The organism is Myxococcales bacterium (genome assembly GCA_016712525.1).
Lineage (GTDB): Bacteria > Myxococcota_A > Polyangia > Polyangiales > Polyangiaceae > JAAFHV01.
The window spans coordinates 325,811-344,536 of sequence record JADJQX010000007.1 but is presented as its reverse complement, the minus strand read 5'-3'; the positions used below and the strand labels follow the sequence as shown (position 1 = coordinate 344,536).

Below are 18,726 nucleotides of genomic sequence, written 5' to 3'. Positions count from 1 at the left end.
ACGCGGCGGAAGAAAGCGAAATGGGCGCGGAGGGGCCGGCCCAAGCCATGGATGTGACCCTGACGCTCTCCCCCCTCCACGCCGCCTCGGCGCTCGACAGCGAAGCGCCGCCCGCGCCCGAGGCCCGGCCTCGCACGAGCGAGCGGGTCTTGAGCTTTCGCGCGATCTTCGAGGCCCACTACGACTACGTCTGGATCTCCCTGCGGCGCCTCGGGGTCTCCGACCGCGACCGCGAGGACGTGACGAACGAGGTCTTCTTCCGCGTGCACGGCAAGCTCGGCGCCTACGATCCGGCGCGCCCCATCCGGCCCTGGCTCTTCGCGTTCGCGGTCCGCGCTGCATCCGATTACAGAAAGCTCGCCCGCAACCGCCACGAGACGCTGGGCGGTGAGTCGGAGCCCCTACAGGCTCACCCCGGGCCCATGCCCGACGAGCAGGCCATCCGACAGGAGGAGCGTGTGCTCGTGGCCCGCGGCCTCGACACCCTCGACCTTCCCCATCGATCGGTCTTCGTGATGCACGAGCTCGATCACGTCCCCGTCCCCACGATCGCCGAAGCCCTCGGTATTCCCCTGGGGACGGCCTACACGCGGCTCCGCGCCGCACGCCAAGACTTCGCCGCGGCGATCCGCCGGCTGAGCGCCCAAGGGAGCCGCCCATGAGCTACGACCTTCCCCCCCTCGACGACGACATCTCCTCCCTCCTCGATCGCGATCGCCTCGCCGAGCCCTTTCCCCCTCCGGGCGCCCGAGAGCGGGCCTTCGACGCCATCATGAAGCGCGTCGAAGCCGCGGAAGCCGAAGCCACGGCACCCGTACCGCCCGCGGCGCCCGCGCCGAGCCGAGCCGCATCCCCCATCGTCACGGGTCTCGTGGGCGTCCTCGTCGGAGCCCTCGTGATGGGCCTCGTGGGCCTGCCGAAGGGCACGACGACCCCCGCGACCCCGAGCGAGATCGTGTACGTGCCGGTCGACGTGCCCATCGCTTACCCGGTGAGGGCCGACGCGCCCGCCCCGGCCGAACAGGGGCCCGCCAAGGCAGGCGTGTCCGCCCCCGCTCCCTCCGCGTCCGGCGATCGCCTCTCGGCCGAACGAAACGTGCTCGACGCGGCGCGGGTCGCCCTCGCGAGCGGAGAGCCGAACCAGGCCGTCGCCCTCGCCGATCGCCACAAGAGGGACTTTCCCCAAGGCGCCCTCGTCGAAGAGCGCGAGGCCATCGCGACGAAGGCCCTCGTCGACGCGGGCCGGCACGCCGAGGCTCGAGCCCGAGGCGCCGCGTTCGAGCGCCGGTTCCCGCAGAGCGCCATGCTTCGTTCGGTGCGCTCGTCCCTCTCGACGATCGGAGACGGGCGGTGAGGACCAAGTCTCGGGCCGCCTTCGCTCCGCACGCGATCGCCCTCGCCATGCTCGCCGTCCCCTTCCTGGGCGCCGGCTGCGAGGGCGCGGCGATCGACGGCGGCTCGAACGGTCCGAGCGTGAACGGCACGTCGTCCTCTCCGCCGGTCGACGTCCGCAACACGATCTTCGGCCGATTCTCGCTCCGAAGCCTCACGAAGTCGGCGTCGGCCGAGGGCACCGAGGTCGCCCCGGCGAGCATCGGGGTCACGTTCGAGATCACCCTCACGGAGTCCGGGGTGTACGAGCTCGACGACGGTACGACGTGCATCCGCGGGCGCTACACGTTCGCGAGCGCCGAGTCGGGCGACCGAGCAGGCTTCTCGTTCAGCCCGCGCATCGTCCGCGACGGCGTCCATGCGGTCGAGTTCCGCGACAACCAGCTCGCCGTGGCCGACCTCGTGCAAGGCCACCCTTGGGGTCGCCTCGTCGCCACGAACGCTCGCAGCCGCTGCTCGCTGTGACGTAGCCCCGGTGTGCCGAAGGCCCGGCCGAACGCGGTCGAGCCGAGGCCCGGATCCGCCCTCGCGACGCCGCCCCGTTCGCGGCGCCAAGGCCCCCCGCGAAAACCAAAGGAGCACGTAATCCTATGAAACCAATTGTAATTTCGACGATCGCCTGCGGCCTCGTGGCCCTCGCGACCGCGGGCTGCCTCGGCGTCGTCGATCCCGACAGCACCGACGTGCCCGGCGTCCACGAGCGACTCGGGATCGGTGACCCGTGCGTGCCGGCGGCCGAGAGCGACCCGCGGTTCGCGTCGTTCCACGAGGCCGAGGTCGTGATCGAGGATCGCAGCCGCTCGTGCACTTCGGGTGTCTGCCTCGTGAACCACTTTCGGGGGCGGGTCTCCTGCCCGTACGGGGACCTCACGAGCGGCGGCTGCCTGACGCCGAGCGGTGAGCCGGTCCGGCCCTCCGGCGTCGACGGCGTCGAGCCCCAGTGCGCCGACCGACGCGCGGCCGACGCGGTCTACTGCTCGTGCCGATGCGCCAACGCCGAGGGCCGCACCGACGACGGCGGCTCGTACTGCCCGTGCGGAGCCGGGTTCTCCTGCAAGGACATCATCGCGCTCGTCCCGGGCGCGGAGAAGCTCGCGGGCAGCTACTGCGTGAAGGAGAGCGTCCCGGTCACCGCAGAGTCCTCCTGCAAACGCTCGTGTAGCCCCTCCTCGGGCGACGCCTGCGAGTGACGCGACGGCCGCGCCGGCCCTTGCTACCGTGCGCTCATGATCCACGAGCGGCACACCATCGACTGCGAGCCCGCGCAACCCGGCTACGTCGGCGCCTACCTTCGTGTCGCCGGCACCGAGTGCGCCATCATCGAGACGTACACGAGCCACGCCCTCCCCCACCTCGTGCGGGCGGTCGAGTCCCGAGGCCTTCGCAAAGAAGACGTCCGCTACGTCGCGGTCACCCACGCCCACCTCGACCACGCCGGTGGCGCGAGCGCCGCGATGGCCGCTTTCCCCAACGCGATCCTGCTCGCGCACCCGAGGGCCGCGCGTCACCTCGTCGCGCCGGACAAGCTCGTCGCGAGCGCCACGGCCGTATACGGCGAGGAGCACTTTCGCCGCGTATACGGCACGATCGAGCCCATCCCCGAGGGCCGCGTGCGCACGCTCGACGACGGCGCGTCGGTCGAGCTCGGAGACAGCGTCCTCGTGGCGCATCACACCCAAGGCCACGCCAAGCATCACTTGGTGCTGCACGACGCGGCGACCGGCACCGTCTACACGGGCGATACGTTCGGCCTCGTGTACCCGCACTTGCAGCGTAAGGGCACCTTCGCCTTCGCGTCCACGAGCCCGACCGACTTCGACGCGAAGGCCGCGCTCGCGAGCATCACGAAGGTCGTCTCCCTCGGGGAGAGGACGGCCTCGCCGACGCACTTCGGCGACGTGACCGAGGTCGCCGCCGTCGCCGAACAGGTCCAGAGGTTCGTCGAGGCGTCCGAGGCCCTCGTCGTCCGCGAGGCGAGCCGGTTCGACACGCTCGTGGAGGTCACGGCGCGCATCGAGGCAGACCTCCGGACGCTCTTCGACGCCCACGCGAAGGCCGTGGGGCTCGAGCTCGACGCGCGAGATCTTCGCTCACTCGAGCTCGACGTCACCCTGAACGCACAAGGCCTCGCCTTTGCGGCCAAGAAGCGCCACGAGGGCACGGCCGGCTGACCCGCGGCCTACGGGCGTGAGCGCCTGCCTGCGCGAAAGCAGCCTGTTGATCTAGGACCGAGGTCCGGCGACGAGTCGTCGTCGGCCTCGGGCGCCGCACCGTGCCCTTCGCATCAGTCCTCGGTGCGCATGCGCCGCCGCGACGCCCGGGTTCGGCGCTCGGGAAACTGGGTCGCGTGCGCGCCGGAGCGCCACCACGCCGCGCGCATCGACTCGCCTTCCGGGGGGCCCGAAGGGCGCACGAACGAGGGGATGTCCGAAAAAACCGTGTTCCAATCGCGAGGGGTCATGGTGCCCCCTCATGCGCACCGCATGCCAACACCTCGCCGCTCATAAGTGTCGAATTTTATTAATCTAAAACCAAGACCAAGGTCGTCCGACGGTGGCCCGGTCATTTTCGGGGGTGACTTGGCCACCTCGTCGCCCACGCCGACGTGCGTTGCTCCCCGATCCGAAGGCCTCTACGCTTCGTAGGGACGGAGCCGGTGCCATCGTCGCGACCACGGCGACGGCCCGCGTCCTCGAAAGGGAGCCCTCATGAGCAAGCGTGTCGTGTTCTGTGCCCTCTCTGCCATCGTCGCCGCGGTCGCTTGCTCTTCGGCCACGGAGGGCCCTTCTCCGAGCCCGGCGCCGAGCGCGACCAGTGCGCCGAGCACGCCGGCCCCGACCGCCACGCCCACCGGGACCACCGCCCCCACCGGGAGCACGACGCCGGAGCCGCCCCCGCCCGCGTGCAACCCGCCCGCCAAGCCCGACGAGCTCTACGCCCTCTCGGCGAACACGCTCATCCTCAGCCGCAATCAGTCGATGTGCGAGTACCGCGGCAAGGTCATGCTCATCGTGAACGTGGCTTCGTACTGCGGAAACACCCCACAATACGAGGGTCTCCAGAACCTCTACAAAAAGTACGGCCCCCAGGGGCTCGTCGTGCTCGGCTTCCCCTCGAACGAGTTCGGCGAGCAGGAGCCGGGCACGGGCCAAGACATCAAGGACTTCTGCGAGAAGACCTACGGCGTCGAGTTCCCGATGTACGAGAAGATCGAGACGAACGGGCCGAACGCGCACCCCATCTACAAGTGGCTGAAGTCGCAGGGGCCCGAGTTCGCTGGCGACATCGACTGGAACTTCGCCAAGTTCCTCGTAGGCCGCGACGGGAAGGCCGTGAAGCGCTACCTGAACGGCGATTTGCCCGAGTCGCCCGAGATCGTCGCCGACATCGAGGCGGCCCTCGCCCGCCGCTGAGGTCCTCTAGGCACGAAACGAGGGCCGGGAGACATCGCTCCTCGGCCCTCCGTTTATTTCGTCGCTCACGCGACGGGACGTGCGCTCAGGCGTCGGCCGGGAGCGGGATACGCTTCGCGTCCATCCAGAGACCGTCGAGGTCGTAGAGCTGGCGCGAGTCTTCCTGGAAGACGTGCACGACGACGTCGCCGAAGTCCATGAGGACCCAGATCGCGTGGGGGAGGCCTTCGACCGAGAGGGCGCGTTTTCCCTTCTTTCGGAGCGCCTCTTCGATGCCTTGCGCGAGGGCGGCGACCTGACGATCGCTCTTTCCGGACATGAGCACCAAAAAGTCCGCGTAGTCGACCTTCCCTGCCACATCGAGGATCTCGAGCGCGTGCGCCTTCTTGTCGAGGGCCGCCACGGCGATCGCGACGGCGACCTCGCGCGCCGCGTCGCTCGCGAGCGAGCCCTGGCCTTGCGCGGGAGGCGGCGTGACGCGGCTTCGCTTGCTCTTCGGCGGCGCATCCGACGCGACCTTCGGCGTGGGCATCGGGGCGCGGGTCGTGCGGGACCTCGGGGCCGCCGCGGGCGCGGCCTTGGAGGCCGTGCGGGTGGTCTTCTTCGCGGGCACCTGCGCGCCGTGGGACGAGCGCAGCTTCGGGCGCGTCGCGCGGGGCTTCGGGACCTCGCGCTTCGTCGCGCTCGTCGTCTCGCGCGTATCCTCGGTCTCTTTCGCCTTCGCGGGCTTTTTCGTGGACGCCAAAACCGTACTCTCCTTCGCGGGCGGAGGCGGGTCTTACCCGCGCGCCGCTCGCGCGAATCCTGCGGTCAAAGCTCGGCGCGCGTCAACCACGGACGTGACCGTCGCCGTCGAGAATCCACTTCATGGTCGTGAGCGACTCGAGCCCCATCGGCCCGCGCCAGTGGAGCCTGCTCGTCGCGATGCCGATCTCGGCGCCGAGGCCCATTTGCCCTCCGTCGTGGAAGCGCGTCGAGGCGTTCACGGCGACACACGCCGCGTCGACCTCGCTCCGGAACCGCGCGGCGTGGGCTTCGTCCCGGGTCACGATGGCCTCGGTGTGGCCCGAGCCGTACTCGGCGATGTGGGCGAGGGCCCCGTCGAGGCCATCGACCACGCGCACGGCGAGGACACGATCCAGGAACTCGGCGCCGAAGTCTTCCGGCGCGGCCGCGCGCATCTCCGGCACGAGCGCGCGTGCACGTTCGTCGCCACGGAGCTCGCAGCCCGCCGCGAGGAGACGCGTGGCGATCGGGGGCAAGAGGCGAGCGGCGTCGCCCGCGTCCACGAGGAGGCACTCGAGGGCGTTGCAAACCCCCGGGCGCTGGAGCTTCCCGTTTTCGACGATGGCGATCGCCTTGTCGAGATCACATCCACCGTCGAGGTAGGCGTGACACACACCCTTGTAGTGCTGGACGACGGGGACACGCGCATGCTCCGTCACGAACCGAATGAGCGCCTCGCCCCCGCGGGGGATCGCGAGATCGACCGTCTCGGTCTGCTGCACGAGGACCCGCACGGCGTCACGATCGGTGAACGGCACGAGGCTCGCGGCGTCCTCCGGGAGGCCCACGTCGGCGAGGCCTCCGCGCACGTGCTCGAGGAGGGCGCGGTTCGAGTGGATGGCCTCGGAGCCGCCGCGGAGGACGATCGCGTCTCCCGCCTTCAGGCAGAGGGCGCTCGCCTCGACGGTCACGTTCGGGCGAGCCTCGTAGACCATGGCCACCACACCGAGGGGCACACGCACCCGGCGCACACGGAGACCGTTCGGGCGCACGACCTCGGACACGAGCTCGCCCACCGGGTCGGGGAGGCCGCGCACCTCGTCGACGCTGGCCGCGATCGCCTCCACTCGCCCCGCGTCGAGCCGGAGCCGGTCGAGCATGGCACCGGAGATTCCCTTTTCTCGGGCCGCTTCCATGTCGCGCGCGTTCGCGTCGACGACGGCGGAGGCGCCCTCCCGGAGGCGCGCGGAGATCCGCGAGAGGGCTGCGTTCTTCACGGCCGTGTCGCGGGGGGCGAGCTTTCGCGCCGCCCTCCGGGCGCGGAGGCACATGTCGCGGATCTCGGTCTCGAGGGAGGGCGTGGACATGGAAGGGTGCACTACCGAAACCGAGAACGTCGCGCAATCGGGGGAGAGAGGCCGCGGAGGCGCGCGATTCGAGGGCCTCGCCCCCGCAGCCTCTCCCCCCCGACCACGCGGCGCGCCCGAGCGACCCACGCCCGGCCCGCGCCGCCTCAGAAACCCAGGGCCGCGTGCAGCCCGAAGAGGCCGTAGGCCTTCACGTCCTTCAGGGCCTCCGCGCCGGGGCCGGCGAGCCCCACGGTCGCGTCGAGGCCGAGGCGGAGGTCGGCCTCCTCGATAGGCGTGAAATACTCGAGCGACGCGCGCGCCGTACCGACGGCAACGACGCCGTTCACGTCCGGCCGCGATACGTGCAAGATACCTGCACCCACACCGAACACGGGGTGGAACGGCCCGCGCTTCACGACGTCGAACGTGAGCTCCCCCACGTAGTGACCGACCGAGTCCCCCGTGGGCGTGAGGACGCCGTTCTTCGTGCCCTCGCCGCGGAGCCAGGCAGCGCCGAGCCGCCCGCCGACCATGCCCGAGCCGAGCTCGAGGCCGACGCCGAGCCCGACCCCGAGCCCTTGCCCAGTGGTGAGGAACGACGGCCCGAGCGCGACCCGCACGGGAGACCGCCTTCGCTCGTAGAGGTCGTCGCGGTCGTAGCGGGGCTCGTACGAGGTGCGCGGCTCGATGGGCTGGACGGCGCGGGGTGGGGGCTCGGCGTACGGCCCTCCCACGACCACGACGGCCTCGTCCGCGAGGGCCGTGGACGAGACGAAGAGGGCCGAAATCGAGGCGAACGCGAGGGTGGACCGGAAGAACGAGAGAGCCTTCATGCCCCCCGAACGCCTCCGGCCGCCGGAGCTTACACGAGGCCGGCTCGGGCCCCCGAGGCGACCTCGCCAAGGGCCCTTTCCGCCCTCGTGGGGCCGGGTCGGGCGTTCCCGCGCTTTCCGAGCGCTCTCCGCGAGTTTCGAGTACACTCCCGAAGGCTTATGAATCGGGCGAGAACGTCGGGGAACGCGGTCGCGAGGTGGATTCTTCTCATCGGAGTGGGGATCGCGTCGTCTCGCGTGGGCACGGCCCGCGCCGACGAGCCCGAGACCTCCGCCCACGCGGAGGCCCAAAAACACTTCGGCAAGGCACGTGAGCTCTACGGCCAGGGCAACTACAAGGACGCCCGCGTCGAGCTGCTCGAGGCGCGCAAGCTCGACCCGCAGTCGAAGGAGCTCGTGTTCAACCTCGGCGTCGTCTGCGAGAAGCTCGTCCTCCTCGACGAGGCCCTCGAGCAGTTCCGCGCCTACCGCACCATGCCCGACGTGACCGACGCAGAGCGCAGCAAGGCCGACGCCATCATCTTGCGCCTCGAAGGGGCGAAGAAGCAGCTCGACGAGCAAAAGAAGCCCGAGCCCGAGGTGAAGGTGATCGTCGTCCCCGAGAAGCCCAAGGAGCCCGAGGGCCCGCCCCCGAAGGGCCGCATCGACGCCGCGACGATCGCGGCCGCGGGCATCGGCGTGGTCGGTCTCGGCGTCGGCACGGTGTTCGGGCTCAAGGCCATGGGCGAGCGCCCCTCGGGATTCGTGACCGGTCGCGACGGCTCCTACGCCGACCTGGTCGCCAAGACCGACTCGGCCCACACTTCCGCGATCGTGTCCGACATCGGCTTCGCCGTGGGCGTCGTCGGGGTGGCCGCGGCCGCCGTGCTCTACTTCGCGCGCCCGAAGATCCTGCCCCAGAAGGTCGCACTTGCACCCACATTTGGCACCGGCCAGGGTGGGCTCGTGCTGGTCGGAGGGTTCCAATGAACGCGCGATTCCTGACCGTCGGCGCCATGGCGGGTCTCCTCGTGACCGCCTTCGGTTGCCAGCTCATCGTCGGGAGCGACCCTCCGCCGTTCTCGTGCGAAGAGGGCAAAGCGGGCGCCTGCCCGTCCGGCCAGTTCTGTTCCGGCGGCGTCTGCGTCTCGGGCAGCTCGGTCGACACGGCGGCCGATCCCGATGTCGCCTTCCCCCCCGACGCGCCGACCGACCTCGACGGCGGAGTCGACGTCCGTGACGCGTCCGACGGCAACACGTCCGGGCAGCTCGGGAGCCGATGCAGCGTCAACAAGGACTGCGTGAGCGGCCTCTGCGGCACCGATAGCATCATGAGCCTGCCCGCGTTCGAGGCGAACGGCGGCAGCGTGTGCACCAAGATCTGTTGCACCTCGAACGACTGCGACCGCGGCTTCGTGTGCCTCAACACGGGCACCGGAGGGAGCTACTGCGTGTCGGCCTCCAAGGTGCTCCCCGAACGCGAGGTCCCGGCGGCCGGAGGCAAGGCCGGCGGCGTCACGTGCGCGACCAACGCCGAGTGCCGCAGCGGCCTCTGCGGCGACGTCACCGACGGCGGGGTCAAGCGCTGCGTCGACAACTGCTGCAGCCAGAACGACTGCGCCACCGACAGCGTCTGCGCGCTCACGAGCGTCTCCGGTAAGTACCTCGGCTTCGTCTGCACGGACGAGCGAGGCACGCTCCGTAACCCCGGCACGGCCTGCACCACCGACAGCCAGTGCAAGTCGAACCTCTGCTACGACAGCACCCAGTGCGTCCAGCACTGCGCCGCCACGAAAGACTGCCCCGCGACGCAGGCGTGTGTGTGGCTCCCGCGTAGCTCTACGGACACGCGGCCGATCCACGTTTGCGACGGTGAGGGCACTCGCGCCGACGCAGGAACGACCTGCACGACCTACCAAGACTGCAAGAGCACCCAGTGCGAGCCTCGCGTCGACGGCCAGCCCGATGCCGGCCCCGGGAACGTGTGCCGCGACCTCTGCAACCGCGACTCCGACTGCCCCGCCCCGCTCCGCTGTTTGCCCGCCGCGCCCTCGCCGGGGCCTCGAGTGCTCCGCTGCGTCCCGGGCTGATCCACGCGAGGTAGTCAGGTGTACTCCGCATCGTTTCGCTGCTTCTCCGGTTGCGCCGGCGTCCACCCGCTCTCGCTCGCGGAGCCCGTGTGCCCCACGTGCGGGGGGCTGCTCGAGGTCGTGCACGACGAGGGCGCGCTCGCCGCACACGAGGACTGGAAGGCCACGTTCGACGCCCGCGCGGGCCGAGGGCTCGGGCTCGATGGGTCCGGGGTCTGGGGCTTCCGCGAGTGGGTCTTGCCCGGCGTCGCCACCGAGAACGTCGTGACGCTCGGAGAGGGCAAGTCGCCCCTCACGCACGCCGCGCGCTACGGCAAGCGCATCGGGGTGCCCGAGCTCTACGTGAAGCAGTGCGGCACCTCGCACACGGGCTCGTTCAAGGACCTCGGCATGACCGCCCTCGTGAGCGCCGTCGCGGACGCCCGGGCGAAGGGCGAGCTGTCCGTGACGGCCCTCGCCTGCGCGAGCACCGGCGACACGTCGGCGGCCCTCGCGGCCTACGGGGCGGCCGCCGGCATCCCGGTCGTCGTGCTGCTGCCGAGAGGGAAAATCTCGACCGCGCAGCTCGTCCAACCCCTCGCGCACGGCGCGAGGGTGCTCGCCCTCGCCACCGACTTCGACGGCTGCATGACCATCGTCAAGGAGCTCTCGCGGCGGCGCCTCGTCTACCTCGCGAACAGCATGAACCCCTTGCGCATCGAGGGCCAAAAGACGGTCGCCCTCGAGATCGCGCGCCAGCTCGGCTGGGACGTGCCCGACTTCGTGGTGCTCCCGAGCGGGAACCTCGGGAACGCCTCGGCCCTCCACGCCGGCTTCGGCATGCTCGTTCGGCTAGGGCTCGTCGCGCGCATGCCCCGGCTCGTCGTCGCCCAGGCCGCCGCCGCGAACCCGCTCGTCCGTGCGTACCGCGAGGGCAAGGGCGTCGTCGAGAATCTCCGCGCAGGCGACACGCTCGCGACCGCGATTCGCATCGGGGCTCCGGTGAGCGCGCCTCGGGCGATGCGCGCCATGGAGGCGATGAACGGCATCGCCGAGGACGCGACCGAGGCCGAGATCGCCCACGCCGCGTTCGACGCCGACACGACCGGGCTCTACGTCTGCCCTCACACCGCCGTCGCGCTGGTCGCGACGCGAAAGCTACGCGAGCGCGGCGTCATCCGCGAGCACGACCGCGTCGTCGTCGTCTCGACCGCCAGCGGCCTCAAGTTCACCGAGCTCAAGGTCGGTACCCACGAGGGCACGCTGCCCGAGGGGGTCAACGTGCGCGCGCCGAACCGCCCGACCGAGCTCCCGGCCGACGTCGACGTGGTCGCCGAGCACCTCGCGCAGCCGAACGTCAGTCAAAATCCTTAGGGATATCGTCTACTTTTGCGCACCCACGGTCGGCGAGCAATCGGAGCGTACGCACCGCCTGGATGCGCACCGCCTTCGGACCGGTCCCCTTGGCGACGGCGAGGAGTTTTGTGCACCCTGCACGCATTTCCTCGGCGTCCTCGGGGTCGTTCTGATCGCGCCCTCGCCCGGCGAGGCTCGTCGCCGACTCGGACGCGTCGAGGGCGAGCGCCTCGTCCTCCCCTGCCGCGAGCTCGGCCAAGATCGGGAGACCGGCGAGCCCCTCGGTGAAGGCCATCGCGCGAACGGCGAGGCGGCGCTCGTCCTTCGTACGGGCCGTCTCCATGAGGTCGAGCGGCCCGAGCCTCCGGGCGAGGCGCATCAGATCTTCCTCGGTGCCCTCGGCCGCGCGCTTGTAGAGCTCGTCGACGTAAGCATCACGGACGTCCGGGGCCCCGCCATCCGACGCCACGAGGAGCGGAGCCGCGGGCTTCGTCGTCTGGGGGTGCGACGAGTCGGGGGCGCTCGCCGACGGCGAAGTACGCCCGCAGGCGACGATGCAGAGGGCCACCGCAGCCTGAGCGCGGGCGCGCGCGACCGGGGAGTGGCGGAGCAGCTGGACGAACTCCCCGAGCTGCTCCCACACCCACGCGGCCCCGCTCCGGGCGCCGTCGAGGACCGCGTCGAGCTTCACCGCGCCTGAAAGATGTCGAGCGTCCGCTTGCCGGACTTCTGCGCCTCGTCGAGCTTCTGGTTGTAGGCCTCGACCTCGCGGTTGATGTGCATCGAGCAGAACTTCGGGCCGCACATCGAGCAGAACTCGGCGGTCTTGAAGTACTCGTCCGGGAGCGTGGCGTCGTGCATCGACTGAGCCGTGTCGGGGTCGAGGGAGAGGCGGAATTGCTCCTTCCAATCGAAGGCGTAACGCGCACGCGAGAGGGCGTCGTCGCGGTCGCGGGCGCCGGGACGCTTGCGCGCGATGTCGGCCGCGTGAGCGGCAATTTTGTAGGCGATGAGCCCCTGGCGCACGTCGTCCTCGTCGGGCAGGCCGAGGTGCTCCTTCGGCGTCACGTAGCAGAGCATGGCGGCGCCCGCGGTGCCGGCCATGGTCGCGCCGATCGCGCTCGTGATGTGGTCGTAGCCGGGGGCGATGTCGGTCACGAGCGGACCGAGCACGTAGAACGGCGCCTCGTGGCAGAGCTCCATCTGCTTCTTCACGTTCATCTCGATCTGGTCGAACGGCACGTGGCCGGGGCCTTCGATCATGACCTGCACGTCCTTCTCCCAGGCGCGCCTCGTCAGCTCGCCGAGCGTCTTGAGCTCCGCGAACTGGGCGGCGTCGCTCGCGTCCGCGAGGCACCCGGGGCGGAGACCGTCGCCCGCCGAGATGGTCACGTCGTACTTGGCGCAGATCTCGAGGACCTTGTCCCAGTGGGTGTAGAACGGGTTCTGCTTGTGGTGCTCGAGCATCCACTGCGCCATGATCGAGCCACCGCGCGACACGATGCCCGTGATGCGGTTTTTCACGAGCGGGAGGTACTCGACGAGCACACCCGCGTGGATGGTGAAGTAGTCGACGCCCTGCTTCGCCTGGTGCTCGAGCATGTCGATGAGGTCGTCGGCCGTGAGCGACTTGACGTTCTTGCGCGCCTGGAGCGCCTGGTAGATGGGCACCGTGCCGAGCGGCACCTTGGACGCCTGCACGAGCGTCTTGCGGATTCCGTCGATGTCGCCACCCGTCGACAGGTCCATGACCGTGTCGGCGCCGTATTTCATGCAGACGGCGAGCTTGCGGAGCTCCCCTTCGGCGTTTCCGGTGACCGCGCTGTTCCCGATGTTCGCGTTGACCTTGCACGAGAGGGCGATGCCGATACCCATCGGCTCGAGGTTCTCGTGCTCGATGTTGGCCGGGATCACGAGCCGGCCTCGCGCCACCTCCGAACGGACGAGCTCGGCTTCGACCTTCTCGCGCTCCGCGACGAACCGCATTTCCTCCGTCACGATGCCTTTCCGGGCGAAGTGCATTTGGGTGACGTTCGGCTGACCTTTGCGGGGGGCGGTCCAGTTGGCTCTCATGGGGCCGAGGTCTTAGGCCGGAGCGCCCGTCCGGGCAAGGCGCTTCGGGGATCTTCCGTCCTCGCCCGAGCCCGTGCCGAGGCGTATGCTGGGGGGCATGGACGAAGCGCCTCGCAGCGTCGACTACCGCACGAGCGCGAGGCCCGACCTGTCCGTCCTGCTCGGCCGAAAGCCAGGCCCGGCCGTCGCTTCGGGCCGCGTCGTGCCAGGGTACCTCGTCGGCCTCGGTCTCATCGGCGCGGTGCTCGTCGCCCTCGCCGAAAAGACGCCCGACTCGACGGCCGAGCTCGTCGCGAGCTCCCCGCTCTTCACTGCAGTCTACACGCTCTCGATCCTGGGCCTCGTGGGCCTCGTCACCCTCGGCTTCGTCGGGCTGACGCTCCTTCGTCGACCTGCCTCACGGCTCCACGTCACGACGAGCACGCTCTGCCTCGCGCACCCCGAGGGCGACCTCTCCGCGCCCCTCGGCGCGGTCAAAGCCTCCCCCTTCGAGCACGAGGCCGACGGCCAGGTAAGAAGGGGCGTAACCATCGATTTTCCATCGGGAAAACGGGTTCGGGTGATCGCGACCGGGGGAGACCGGGTCGAGCACGAAGACCCGTGGGACTTCTCGATCCACGAGGACGATCTGACCGAGCTCGAGAAACGTGTCGCTCGCGGCGCCTGACCGCCCGCAGCGCCGGACCGCCCCGGTCGCCACGCTCGTCAAGGTCTTGGGCTCGGTCGCGGGTGTCCTGGTCACCGCGCTCCTCTTGTACGAGCTCGGGCCACGCGCGCTCGCCGACGCCATGGCCCCTGCCCTGTCGACGCTGCCGTTCTGCTTCGCCATCGAGGCGGCGCGCATCGGCCTCGAGACGGCCGCTACGGCTCACGCGCTCGGGCCGTGGGCGAAGCGGGTCCCTCCGCTCCGCCTCTACGCGATCCACGTGGCGACCACCGCCGTCGCGCAGATCGTGCCCATGCCACGCCCCGCCGCGGAGGCCACGAAGGCCTCGCTCCTCGCCCCGTACGGCGTCCCCGTGACGGCAGCCGCATCTTCCGGCGCGACGCTCCAGGCCGCCACGTTCCTCTCGGTCGCGACGATGAGCCTCGTCTGCGCTGCCTTCGTTCGGGACGGCGCCGGTGTCCCGCTGCGGGCGGTGCTCTTCGCGAACGCCGCGCTGCTCGGGGTCCTCGGGGTGGGAATCCGCGCGCTCGTCCGGTCCGAGGGCGTCGCTCGGGCCACGGCCGAGAGGTTCCCTCGCCTCGCGGGAGGTATCGCCGAGATGCGCGAGGAGAGCCTGCGCGGCGCCCTCGTGCCGGTGTGGCCGTCCCTCCTGCTGTTCGTCAGCATGAGCCTGGCGGTGGTCGAGATCGCCATCGTCGGCCGAGCGATGGGCGTCCGCGGTGGAGCGAGCTCGGCGTTCGCGGCGTTCGGAGCTCAGCTCGTCGCGGCCACGGTAGCCGTCGCGGTCCCGGGCCAGCTCGGCGCACGCGAGGCCTCGTTTTCCATGGCCGCGGGTGCTTTGGGCACCACCAAGGTGCTCGCCGCCGGCATTTCGACGTTCACCCATGGGGTCCAGCTCGTCGTGGCCCTCGTCGGCTTCGGCGTGCTCCTCGCGTCTCGGGCGGGCCGGCAGACACCTTCTCCCACCTGAGCCTTTTCCAGCGGGCAAGAGTTCGTGCATCATCGGCAACCCATGACCGACATGAACGCCCTCTTCGCACTCCGCACCCTCGTCGACGAGGCGATCGAGGTCGCCCTGGTGAGGCACGAGAGCCTCGCCGAGCTCTTGTCCACGCTCCTCCCCAAGGTGTGCGCTCACGTCGGCGGCGAGGTGCTCTTCATCGAGACCTACGGCGACGACCTCGCCCTCACCGAGCGCATCCACCCCGCGGAGGCCTGGCTCCCCGAGCGCGACGAGGTGATCGCGGCCACGTCCGAGGCGCGGCGCGAGCTCGTGTCGATGCCCGTCCACGGAGGGCATCTCGTCGCGCAGCCGCTCGACGTCGCCGGAGCGTGGTTCGGCCGCATGGCGCTCGTCGTCCCCGAAGGAGCTTCGATCGAACAGGCCAGGGCGAGCCTCTCGCTCGTGGCCGAGGTGCTCGACAACCACCTCTTCTCGATCCGCGCGGCGCGCGAAAAACAGCTCGTGATGATGCGCGTGGGCGACGCCCTCCGGCACAGGGTGCTCGGGGAGGGGCTCGCCGGCGCCGTCGACATCCTCGGCAGCGTCGTTCCCCTCGATCGCATGGTGCTCGTCTACACGACCGAGGAGGGAGGAGATCGAGCACGCCTTCAGGTGCGCGTCTTCGAGGGCCGCGAGCCCGCAAAAGACCCGACGGGCGGCGTGAGCCCCGAGGAGCTCCGGTCCCTCGGCCGGGCGTTCCTCGCCGGCGAGTCGAACGGCCTCCTCGAGCGCTTCGGCATCCACGCGGCCCACGAAGAGGTGCTCATCAACGGCATCACCAACAGCGTGCTGGTCGGAAAGGTCGTCGCCACGGCGAAAGGCGGGGCCTTCAACACCTTCGACCGCGATCTCATCGCGAGCTTCGCCGGGTTCATCCGCCAGCGTGTCGTCGACTTCAACAAGGAGTGGCGCGCCCTCGCGAGCTCGTTCCGCCCGGACGACGTCGCGCGGCTCCTCCAATCGGACGACTACACCCACGCCTACCTCTCGCCGCGCGAAGCCGAGGTGGCGATCGTGTACATGGATATCTCCGGATTTACTCGCATTTCCGAGCAGATTCTCCGCACCCCCGCGCACGTCGCGGCCTTCGTCGAGAAGTGGAGCGAGCGCGCGGTCGATCTCGTTTGGAAGCACGGAGGCGTCTTCGACAAGATGGTCGGCGACTGCATCATCGCGCTCTTCGGCCCGCCCTTCTACGACACGTCCCCCGAAGAGCGCCTCTCGGCTGCGATCCGCTGCGCGAAGGACATCCGCGCGATGACCGACCGCATCCCCGAAGAAGACGAGTTCGCCCTCCTGCGCGGCTCGGGCGTCGGCGTCGCCACCGGCGTGAACCTCGCTCCCCTCTTCGTCGGCCAGTTCGGCCCGAACGCGAACTTCACGGGCTTCTCGAGCGGAATGAACAACACGGCCAGGCTGCAAGGGTGCGCCACCCGCGGCCAGATCCTGGTCATGGAAGACGCCGCCAAGCGCCTCGCTCCGGGCCGATACACCTTCGGCCCCGTGGGGAGCATGCAGGTCAAAAACGTGAAGGATCCTCTACGGTTCTTGCCCCTCGAAGAGCCGAGCGAGCCGACCTGAGAATCGAACGTCAGCCCGATTTCGCGCAGCGGAACCCGATGCCGTGGCTCCGCATGGTGGCGGGCGCTTGGTACCGGAACGACGGGCGGAGCCACGCGGGATCACCGCCGTTCCACGCGCCACCGCGAATGACACGCTCCTCACCCTTGTCGGGGCCCTTCGGGTCGACGACCTTCGGACCGCTCGCGTACGGGCCGTAGTAGTCCGAAACCCACTCCCACACGTTGCCGACCATGTCTTTCATGCCGTGGCTCGTCTGGCCGCGAGGAAAGCTCCCCACCGGGGACGTGTGCACGAAGCCGTCGTCCGACTTGTACATGGCGACGAAGTACCCGTCGGGGTCGGGGTTCTTCTTTCCCCACGCCACGCACTCGGCGCCACAGGCGTTGAGGAGGCCAGGGGCTGGCAGCGCGTCGCCCCACGGGTACACACGCCCGTCCGAGCCCCGCGCGGCGAACTCCCACTCCGCTTCGGTGGGCAAGCGACCGCCGCGGACCTCGCGGCAGAACGTCTCGGCTTGTTCGAAGTCGACGCAGTTGATCGGGTGGCTCCCGCGCCCCGCGTAGTCGTTCGCGTTGCACACGGGGTCGTAGAGCTTTCTCTGGCGGGCCGTGATGCCCTTCCACTCGTTCGACGAAGGGTCGAGGCGCTTGCACTTGCCGGCGTCGCTGCAGGCCTTGTACTCGGCGGTCGTCACCTCGAACTCGTCCAGGCAATAGGCCGAGAGCTTCACCGGGTGCGCGGGGCGCTCGTCCTCGTTGGTCTTCTTGTCGTCCGAGCCCATGAAGAACTCGCCACCGTCGACGCGAAGCATCCCCTTCGGGCACGCGGGTGCGGCAGAGGGCGCGACCGATGGCGTCGGGGTAGCCGAGGCGATCGTCGTCGAGGCGGCGGGGGTCGAGGGCGCCGGATCGACCGAGCGCATGCGCGAGACGCCGAAGGCCGCGAGCCCGAGGAGCGCGACCGCTGCCACACCTCCCCACACGAGCCCCTTTCGGCTCGGGGCGGGTGGTGTCGGGTCGGCCGTGAGGGTGCGCGAGCTCGGAAGAGCGCCTCCGGAGGGGCCCTCGGTCGGGCCCGACGGCACTGCCACCGCCGCCGCCAACGTGCGATCGTTGCTCGAGAGCGTGTGCTCCGTCGGATCCTGCACGACGGGCGAGCGGACCGAGCGCACGGTCGTCCCCGTGGGCATCGTCGCCGCCAAGCCGCTCGCGGGTCCCATCGAGAGCGCCCCGCGCAGCGCCGACCACATGAGCCCCGCGTCTCCGTAACGATCCTCGGGGCGCACGGCGAGGGCCTTCGCGAAGACGGCCTCGACCTCGTCCGAGACCTCGACCCCGAGCTCGCGTGGCGTCGGACGACGACGCTCATCCATCGACGAGTACGCGAGCTGCGCGAGGTCGTCACCGACGAGCGCCTCGCGCCCCGCCAAGAGCTCGACCAAGATCAGGGCGAACGCGAACACGTCGGTCCAGGGCCCCGTCGCTCCGCGGCCGCGGTCGAACTGCTCCGGCGCGCCGTAGAGAGGCGTGAACGAGGTCATGCCGCCCGCGGTCTTGCGGAAGCCGTCTTTCTGGGCCTCCTGCACGACCTTGGCGATGCCGAAGTCGAGGAGCTTCACCTGAGCGACCCCGTCGTCGGTCGCGACGACGAAGATGTTGCCCGGCTTCACGTCGCGGTGAGCGATGCCCTTCTGGTGCGCGAGCGCGAGCGCGTTGGCCACGGGACCGAGGAGCGCGACGACCTCCTCGGGCATTCGCGGCGGCGTGCCGAGCTCACGCTCGCGAAGGAGCAGGGTCTCGAGCGGTTCGCCTTCGAGCCACTCGAGCACCATGTAGGGGACGGAGTCGCCCTGGGGCAGCGCGACCATGCCGACGTCGCGCGCCTGCACGATGGCCGACGAACGCTCGGAAAGCTCGGCGAGGAGCGCGCCCTCCCGAATGAAGTCGTCGAGCAGCTCCTGGCGCCGCGCGCGGCTCACCTCGGAGAGCGCCTTGAACACCTTGATCGCGACGGGCCGCTTCCACACGGTGTGGAGGGCGCGGTAGACGACCGCGAAGCCGCCCTCGCCCACGACGGACTCCACGAGATACTTCTCGGCGATCGTCGTCCCCACGAGGCTAAGCGGATCGTTTTCCATGAGCTCTTCTTGCACCCCCCGAGGCGGCGAAGGTTCGCTCATCCATGGCGGAAAAGCGACCTCCCAATCGTTCGTGGTGTCGACGCTACGCACGTCGGGGTGGGCTGGTTTCTCCGGTCGTGTCGATTCCGGCGACCTCGAGCGT

General features: G+C 70.1%; 19 protein-coding genes. 12 read left to right on the top strand and 7 right to left on the bottom strand.

Annotation, left to right across the window (positions count from 1 at the left end; translation table 11 throughout):
- The first annotated feature begins 47 nt into the window (after positions 1–47).
- The 5 genes from IPK71_18625 (at position 48) to IPK71_18605 (ending at position 3,563) form a co-directional block, all read left to right on the top strand.
- Complete coding sequence (locus IPK71_18625; protein MBK8215750.1) at positions 48–662, top strand: RNA polymerase sigma factor; 615 nt, start codon at positions 48–50, stop codon at positions 660–662.
- Positions 659–1,354, top strand: a complete 696-nt coding sequence (locus IPK71_18620) for a hypothetical protein (protein ID MBK8215749.1) — start codon at positions 659–661, stop codon at positions 1,352–1,354. The genes IPK71_18625 and IPK71_18620 overlap by 4 nt, the downstream gene beginning before the upstream one ends.
- The gene (locus tag IPK71_18615) at positions 1,351–1,857 is read left to right on the top strand and encodes a hypothetical protein (protein ID MBK8215748.1); all 507 of its coding nucleotides are present in this window, start codon (positions 1,351–1,353) and stop codon (positions 1,855–1,857) included. Before IPK71_18620 ends, IPK71_18615 begins: the two co-directional genes overlap by 4 nt.
- 125 nt (positions 1,858–1,982) lie before the next feature.
- A complete protein-coding gene (locus IPK71_18610; protein MBK8215747.1) occupies positions 1,983–2,582 on the top strand; it encodes a hypothetical protein in 600 nt (199 codons plus the stop codon).
- Between the two features lie 36 nt (positions 2,583–2,618).
- The gene (locus IPK71_18605) at positions 2,619–3,563 is read left to right on the top strand and encodes an MBL fold metallo-hydrolase (protein ID MBK8215746.1); all 945 of its coding nucleotides are present in this window, start codon (positions 2,619–2,621) and stop codon (positions 3,561–3,563) included.
- Positions 3,564–3,676: 113 nt separating this feature from the next.
- Here the strand turns inward: IPK71_18605 and IPK71_18600 are convergent, their stop codons facing one another.
- On the bottom strand, positions 3,677–3,853 hold the full coding sequence (locus IPK71_18600; protein MBK8215745.1) for a hypothetical protein: 177 nt from the start codon (positions 3,851–3,853) through the stop codon (positions 3,677–3,679).
- Positions 3,854–4,370: 517 nt separating this feature from the next.
- On the opposite strand from IPK71_18600, the gene IPK71_18595 reads away from it, so the two are divergent.
- On the top strand, positions 4,371–4,805 hold the full coding sequence (locus tag IPK71_18595) for a glutathione peroxidase (protein MBK8215744.1): 435 nt from the start codon (positions 4,371–4,373) through the stop codon (positions 4,803–4,805).
- Between the two features lie 85 nt (positions 4,806–4,890).
- On the opposite strand, the gene rsfS is transcribed toward IPK71_18595, so the two are convergent.
- The 3 genes from rsfS to IPK71_18580 all read right to left on the bottom strand — a co-directional run bounded on the left by rsfS (position 4,891) and on the right by IPK71_18580 (position 7,713).
- Positions 4,891–5,337, bottom strand: coding sequence for a ribosome silencing factor (rsfS, locus tag IPK71_18590; protein MBK8215743.1), 447 nt, complete (start codon positions 5,335–5,337; stop codon positions 4,891–4,893).
- Positions 5,338–5,632: 295 nt separating this feature from the next.
- Positions 5,633–6,898, bottom strand: coding sequence for a glutamate-5-semialdehyde dehydrogenase (locus IPK71_18585; protein MBK8215742.1), 1,266 nt, complete (start codon positions 6,896–6,898; stop codon positions 5,633–5,635).
- Positions 6,899–7,044: 146 nt separating this feature from the next.
- A complete protein-coding gene (locus IPK71_18580; protein MBK8215741.1) occupies positions 7,045–7,713 on the bottom strand; it encodes a hypothetical protein in 669 nt (222 codons plus the stop codon).
- Positions 7,714–7,950: 237 nt separating this feature from the next.
- On the opposite strand from IPK71_18580, the gene IPK71_18575 reads away from it, so the two are divergent.
- Genes IPK71_18575 through thrC form a run of 3 tightly spaced genes read left to right on the top strand, consistent with a single transcriptional unit; the run spans position 7,951 to position 11,135 of the window.
- Positions 7,951–8,682, top strand: coding sequence for a tetratricopeptide repeat protein (locus tag IPK71_18575; GenBank protein ID MBK8215740.1), 732 nt, complete (start codon positions 7,951–7,953; stop codon positions 8,680–8,682).
- Complete coding sequence (locus IPK71_18570) at positions 8,679–9,782, top strand: hypothetical protein (protein MBK8215739.1); 1,104 nt, start codon at positions 8,679–8,681, stop codon at positions 9,780–9,782. Before IPK71_18575 ends, IPK71_18570 begins: the two co-directional genes overlap by 4 nt.
- Before the next feature lie 18 nt (positions 9,783–9,800).
- Positions 9,801–11,135 carry a threonine synthase gene (gene thrC / locus IPK71_18565; GenBank protein MBK8215738.1) on the top strand — a complete coding sequence of 445 codons (1,335 nt, stop codon included), beginning with the start codon at positions 9,801–9,803 and terminating at the stop codon, positions 11,133–11,135.
- On the opposite strand, the gene IPK71_18560 is transcribed toward thrC, so the two are convergent.
- Together IPK71_18560 and thiC are read right to left on the bottom strand one after the other, a co-directional pair.
- Complete coding sequence (locus IPK71_18560; GenBank protein MBK8215737.1) at positions 11,119–11,808, bottom strand: hypothetical protein; 690 nt, start codon at positions 11,806–11,808, stop codon at positions 11,119–11,121. The genes thrC and IPK71_18560 overlap by 17 nt on opposite strands.
- A complete protein-coding gene (gene thiC, locus IPK71_18555) occupies positions 11,805–13,190 on the bottom strand; it encodes a phosphomethylpyrimidine synthase ThiC (protein MBK8215736.1) in 1,386 nt (461 codons plus the stop codon). Before thiC ends, IPK71_18560 begins: the two co-directional genes overlap by 4 nt.
- Positions 13,191–13,287: 97 nt before the next feature.
- Here thiC and IPK71_18550 point away from each other — a divergent pair, with 97 nt between their 5' ends.
- From IPK71_18550 to IPK71_18540, 3 genes are read left to right on the top strand one after another with little or no spacing between them, the layout of a single operon-like run.
- On the top strand, positions 13,288–13,857 hold the full coding sequence (locus tag IPK71_18550) for a hypothetical protein (GenBank protein ID MBK8215735.1): 570 nt from the start codon (positions 13,288–13,290) through the stop codon (positions 13,855–13,857).
- Entirely contained in the window at positions 13,838–14,827 is a 990-nt protein-coding gene (locus IPK71_18545) for a flippase-like domain-containing protein (GenBank protein ID MBK8215734.1), read from the top strand. Before IPK71_18550 ends, IPK71_18545 begins: the two co-directional genes overlap by 20 nt.
- Positions 14,828–14,869: 42 nt before the next feature.
- Positions 14,870–16,441, top strand: a complete 1,572-nt coding sequence (locus IPK71_18540) for an adenylate/guanylate cyclase domain-containing protein (protein ID MBK8215733.1) — start codon at positions 14,870–14,872, stop codon at positions 16,439–16,441.
- Between the two features lie 10 nt (positions 16,442–16,451).
- On the opposite strand, the gene IPK71_18535 is transcribed toward IPK71_18540, so the two are convergent.
- Positions 16,452–18,581: an SUMF1/EgtB/PvdO family nonheme iron enzyme gene (locus IPK71_18535; protein ID MBK8215732.1), complete on the bottom strand. Its 2,130-nt coding sequence runs from the start codon at positions 18,579–18,581 to the stop codon at positions 16,452–16,454.
- Positions 18,582–18,726: the final 145 nt, after the last annotated feature.

Bases quoted from the DNA above. Each gene is read 5' to 3' on its own strand.
- IPK71_18585 (MBK8215742.1), bottom strand. From the start codon at position 6,898: ATGTCCACGCCCTCCCTCGAGACCGAGATCCGCGACATGTGCCTCCGC.
- IPK71_18535 (MBK8215732.1), bottom strand. From the start codon at position 18,581: ATGGAAAACGATCCGCTTAGCCTCGTGGGGACGACGATCGCCGAGAAG.
- IPK71_18550 (MBK8215735.1), top strand. From the start codon at position 13,288: ATGGACGAAGCGCCTCGCAGCGTCGACTACCGCACGAGCGCGAGGCCC.
- rsfS (MBK8215743.1), bottom strand. From the start codon at position 5,337: ATGCCCACGCCGAAGGTCGCGTCGGATGCGCCGCCGAAGAGCAAGCGA.
- IPK71_18620 (MBK8215749.1), top strand. From the start codon at position 659: ATGAGCTACGACCTTCCCCCCCTCGACGACGACATCTCCTCCCTCCTC.
- IPK71_18605 (MBK8215746.1), top strand. From the start codon at position 2,619: ATGATCCACGAGCGGCACACCATCGACTGCGAGCCCGCGCAACCCGGC.
- IPK71_18580 (MBK8215741.1), bottom strand. From the start codon at position 7,713: ATGAAGGCTCTCTCGTTCTTCCGGTCCACCCTCGCGTTCGCCTCGATT.
- IPK71_18570 (MBK8215739.1), top strand. From the start codon at position 8,679: ATGAACGCGCGATTCCTGACCGTCGGCGCCATGGCGGGTCTCCTCGTG.
- IPK71_18625 (MBK8215750.1), top strand. From the start codon at position 48: ATGGATGTGACCCTGACGCTCTCCCCCCTCCACGCCGCCTCGGCGCTC.
- IPK71_18595 (MBK8215744.1), top strand. From the start codon at position 4,371: ATGTGCGAGTACCGCGGCAAGGTCATGCTCATCGTGAACGTGGCTTCG.
- IPK71_18540 (MBK8215733.1), top strand. From the start codon at position 14,870: ATGACCGACATGAACGCCCTCTTCGCACTCCGCACCCTCGTCGACGAG.
- IPK71_18610 (MBK8215747.1), top strand. From the start codon at position 1,983: ATGAAACCAATTGTAATTTCGACGATCGCCTGCGGCCTCGTGGCCCTC.
- thiC (MBK8215736.1), bottom strand. From the start codon at position 13,190: ATGAGAGCCAACTGGACCGCCCCCCGCAAAGGTCAGCCGAACGTCACC.
- IPK71_18600 (MBK8215745.1), bottom strand. From the start codon at position 3,853: ATGACCCCTCGCGATTGGAACACGGTTTTTTCGGACATCCCCTCGTTC.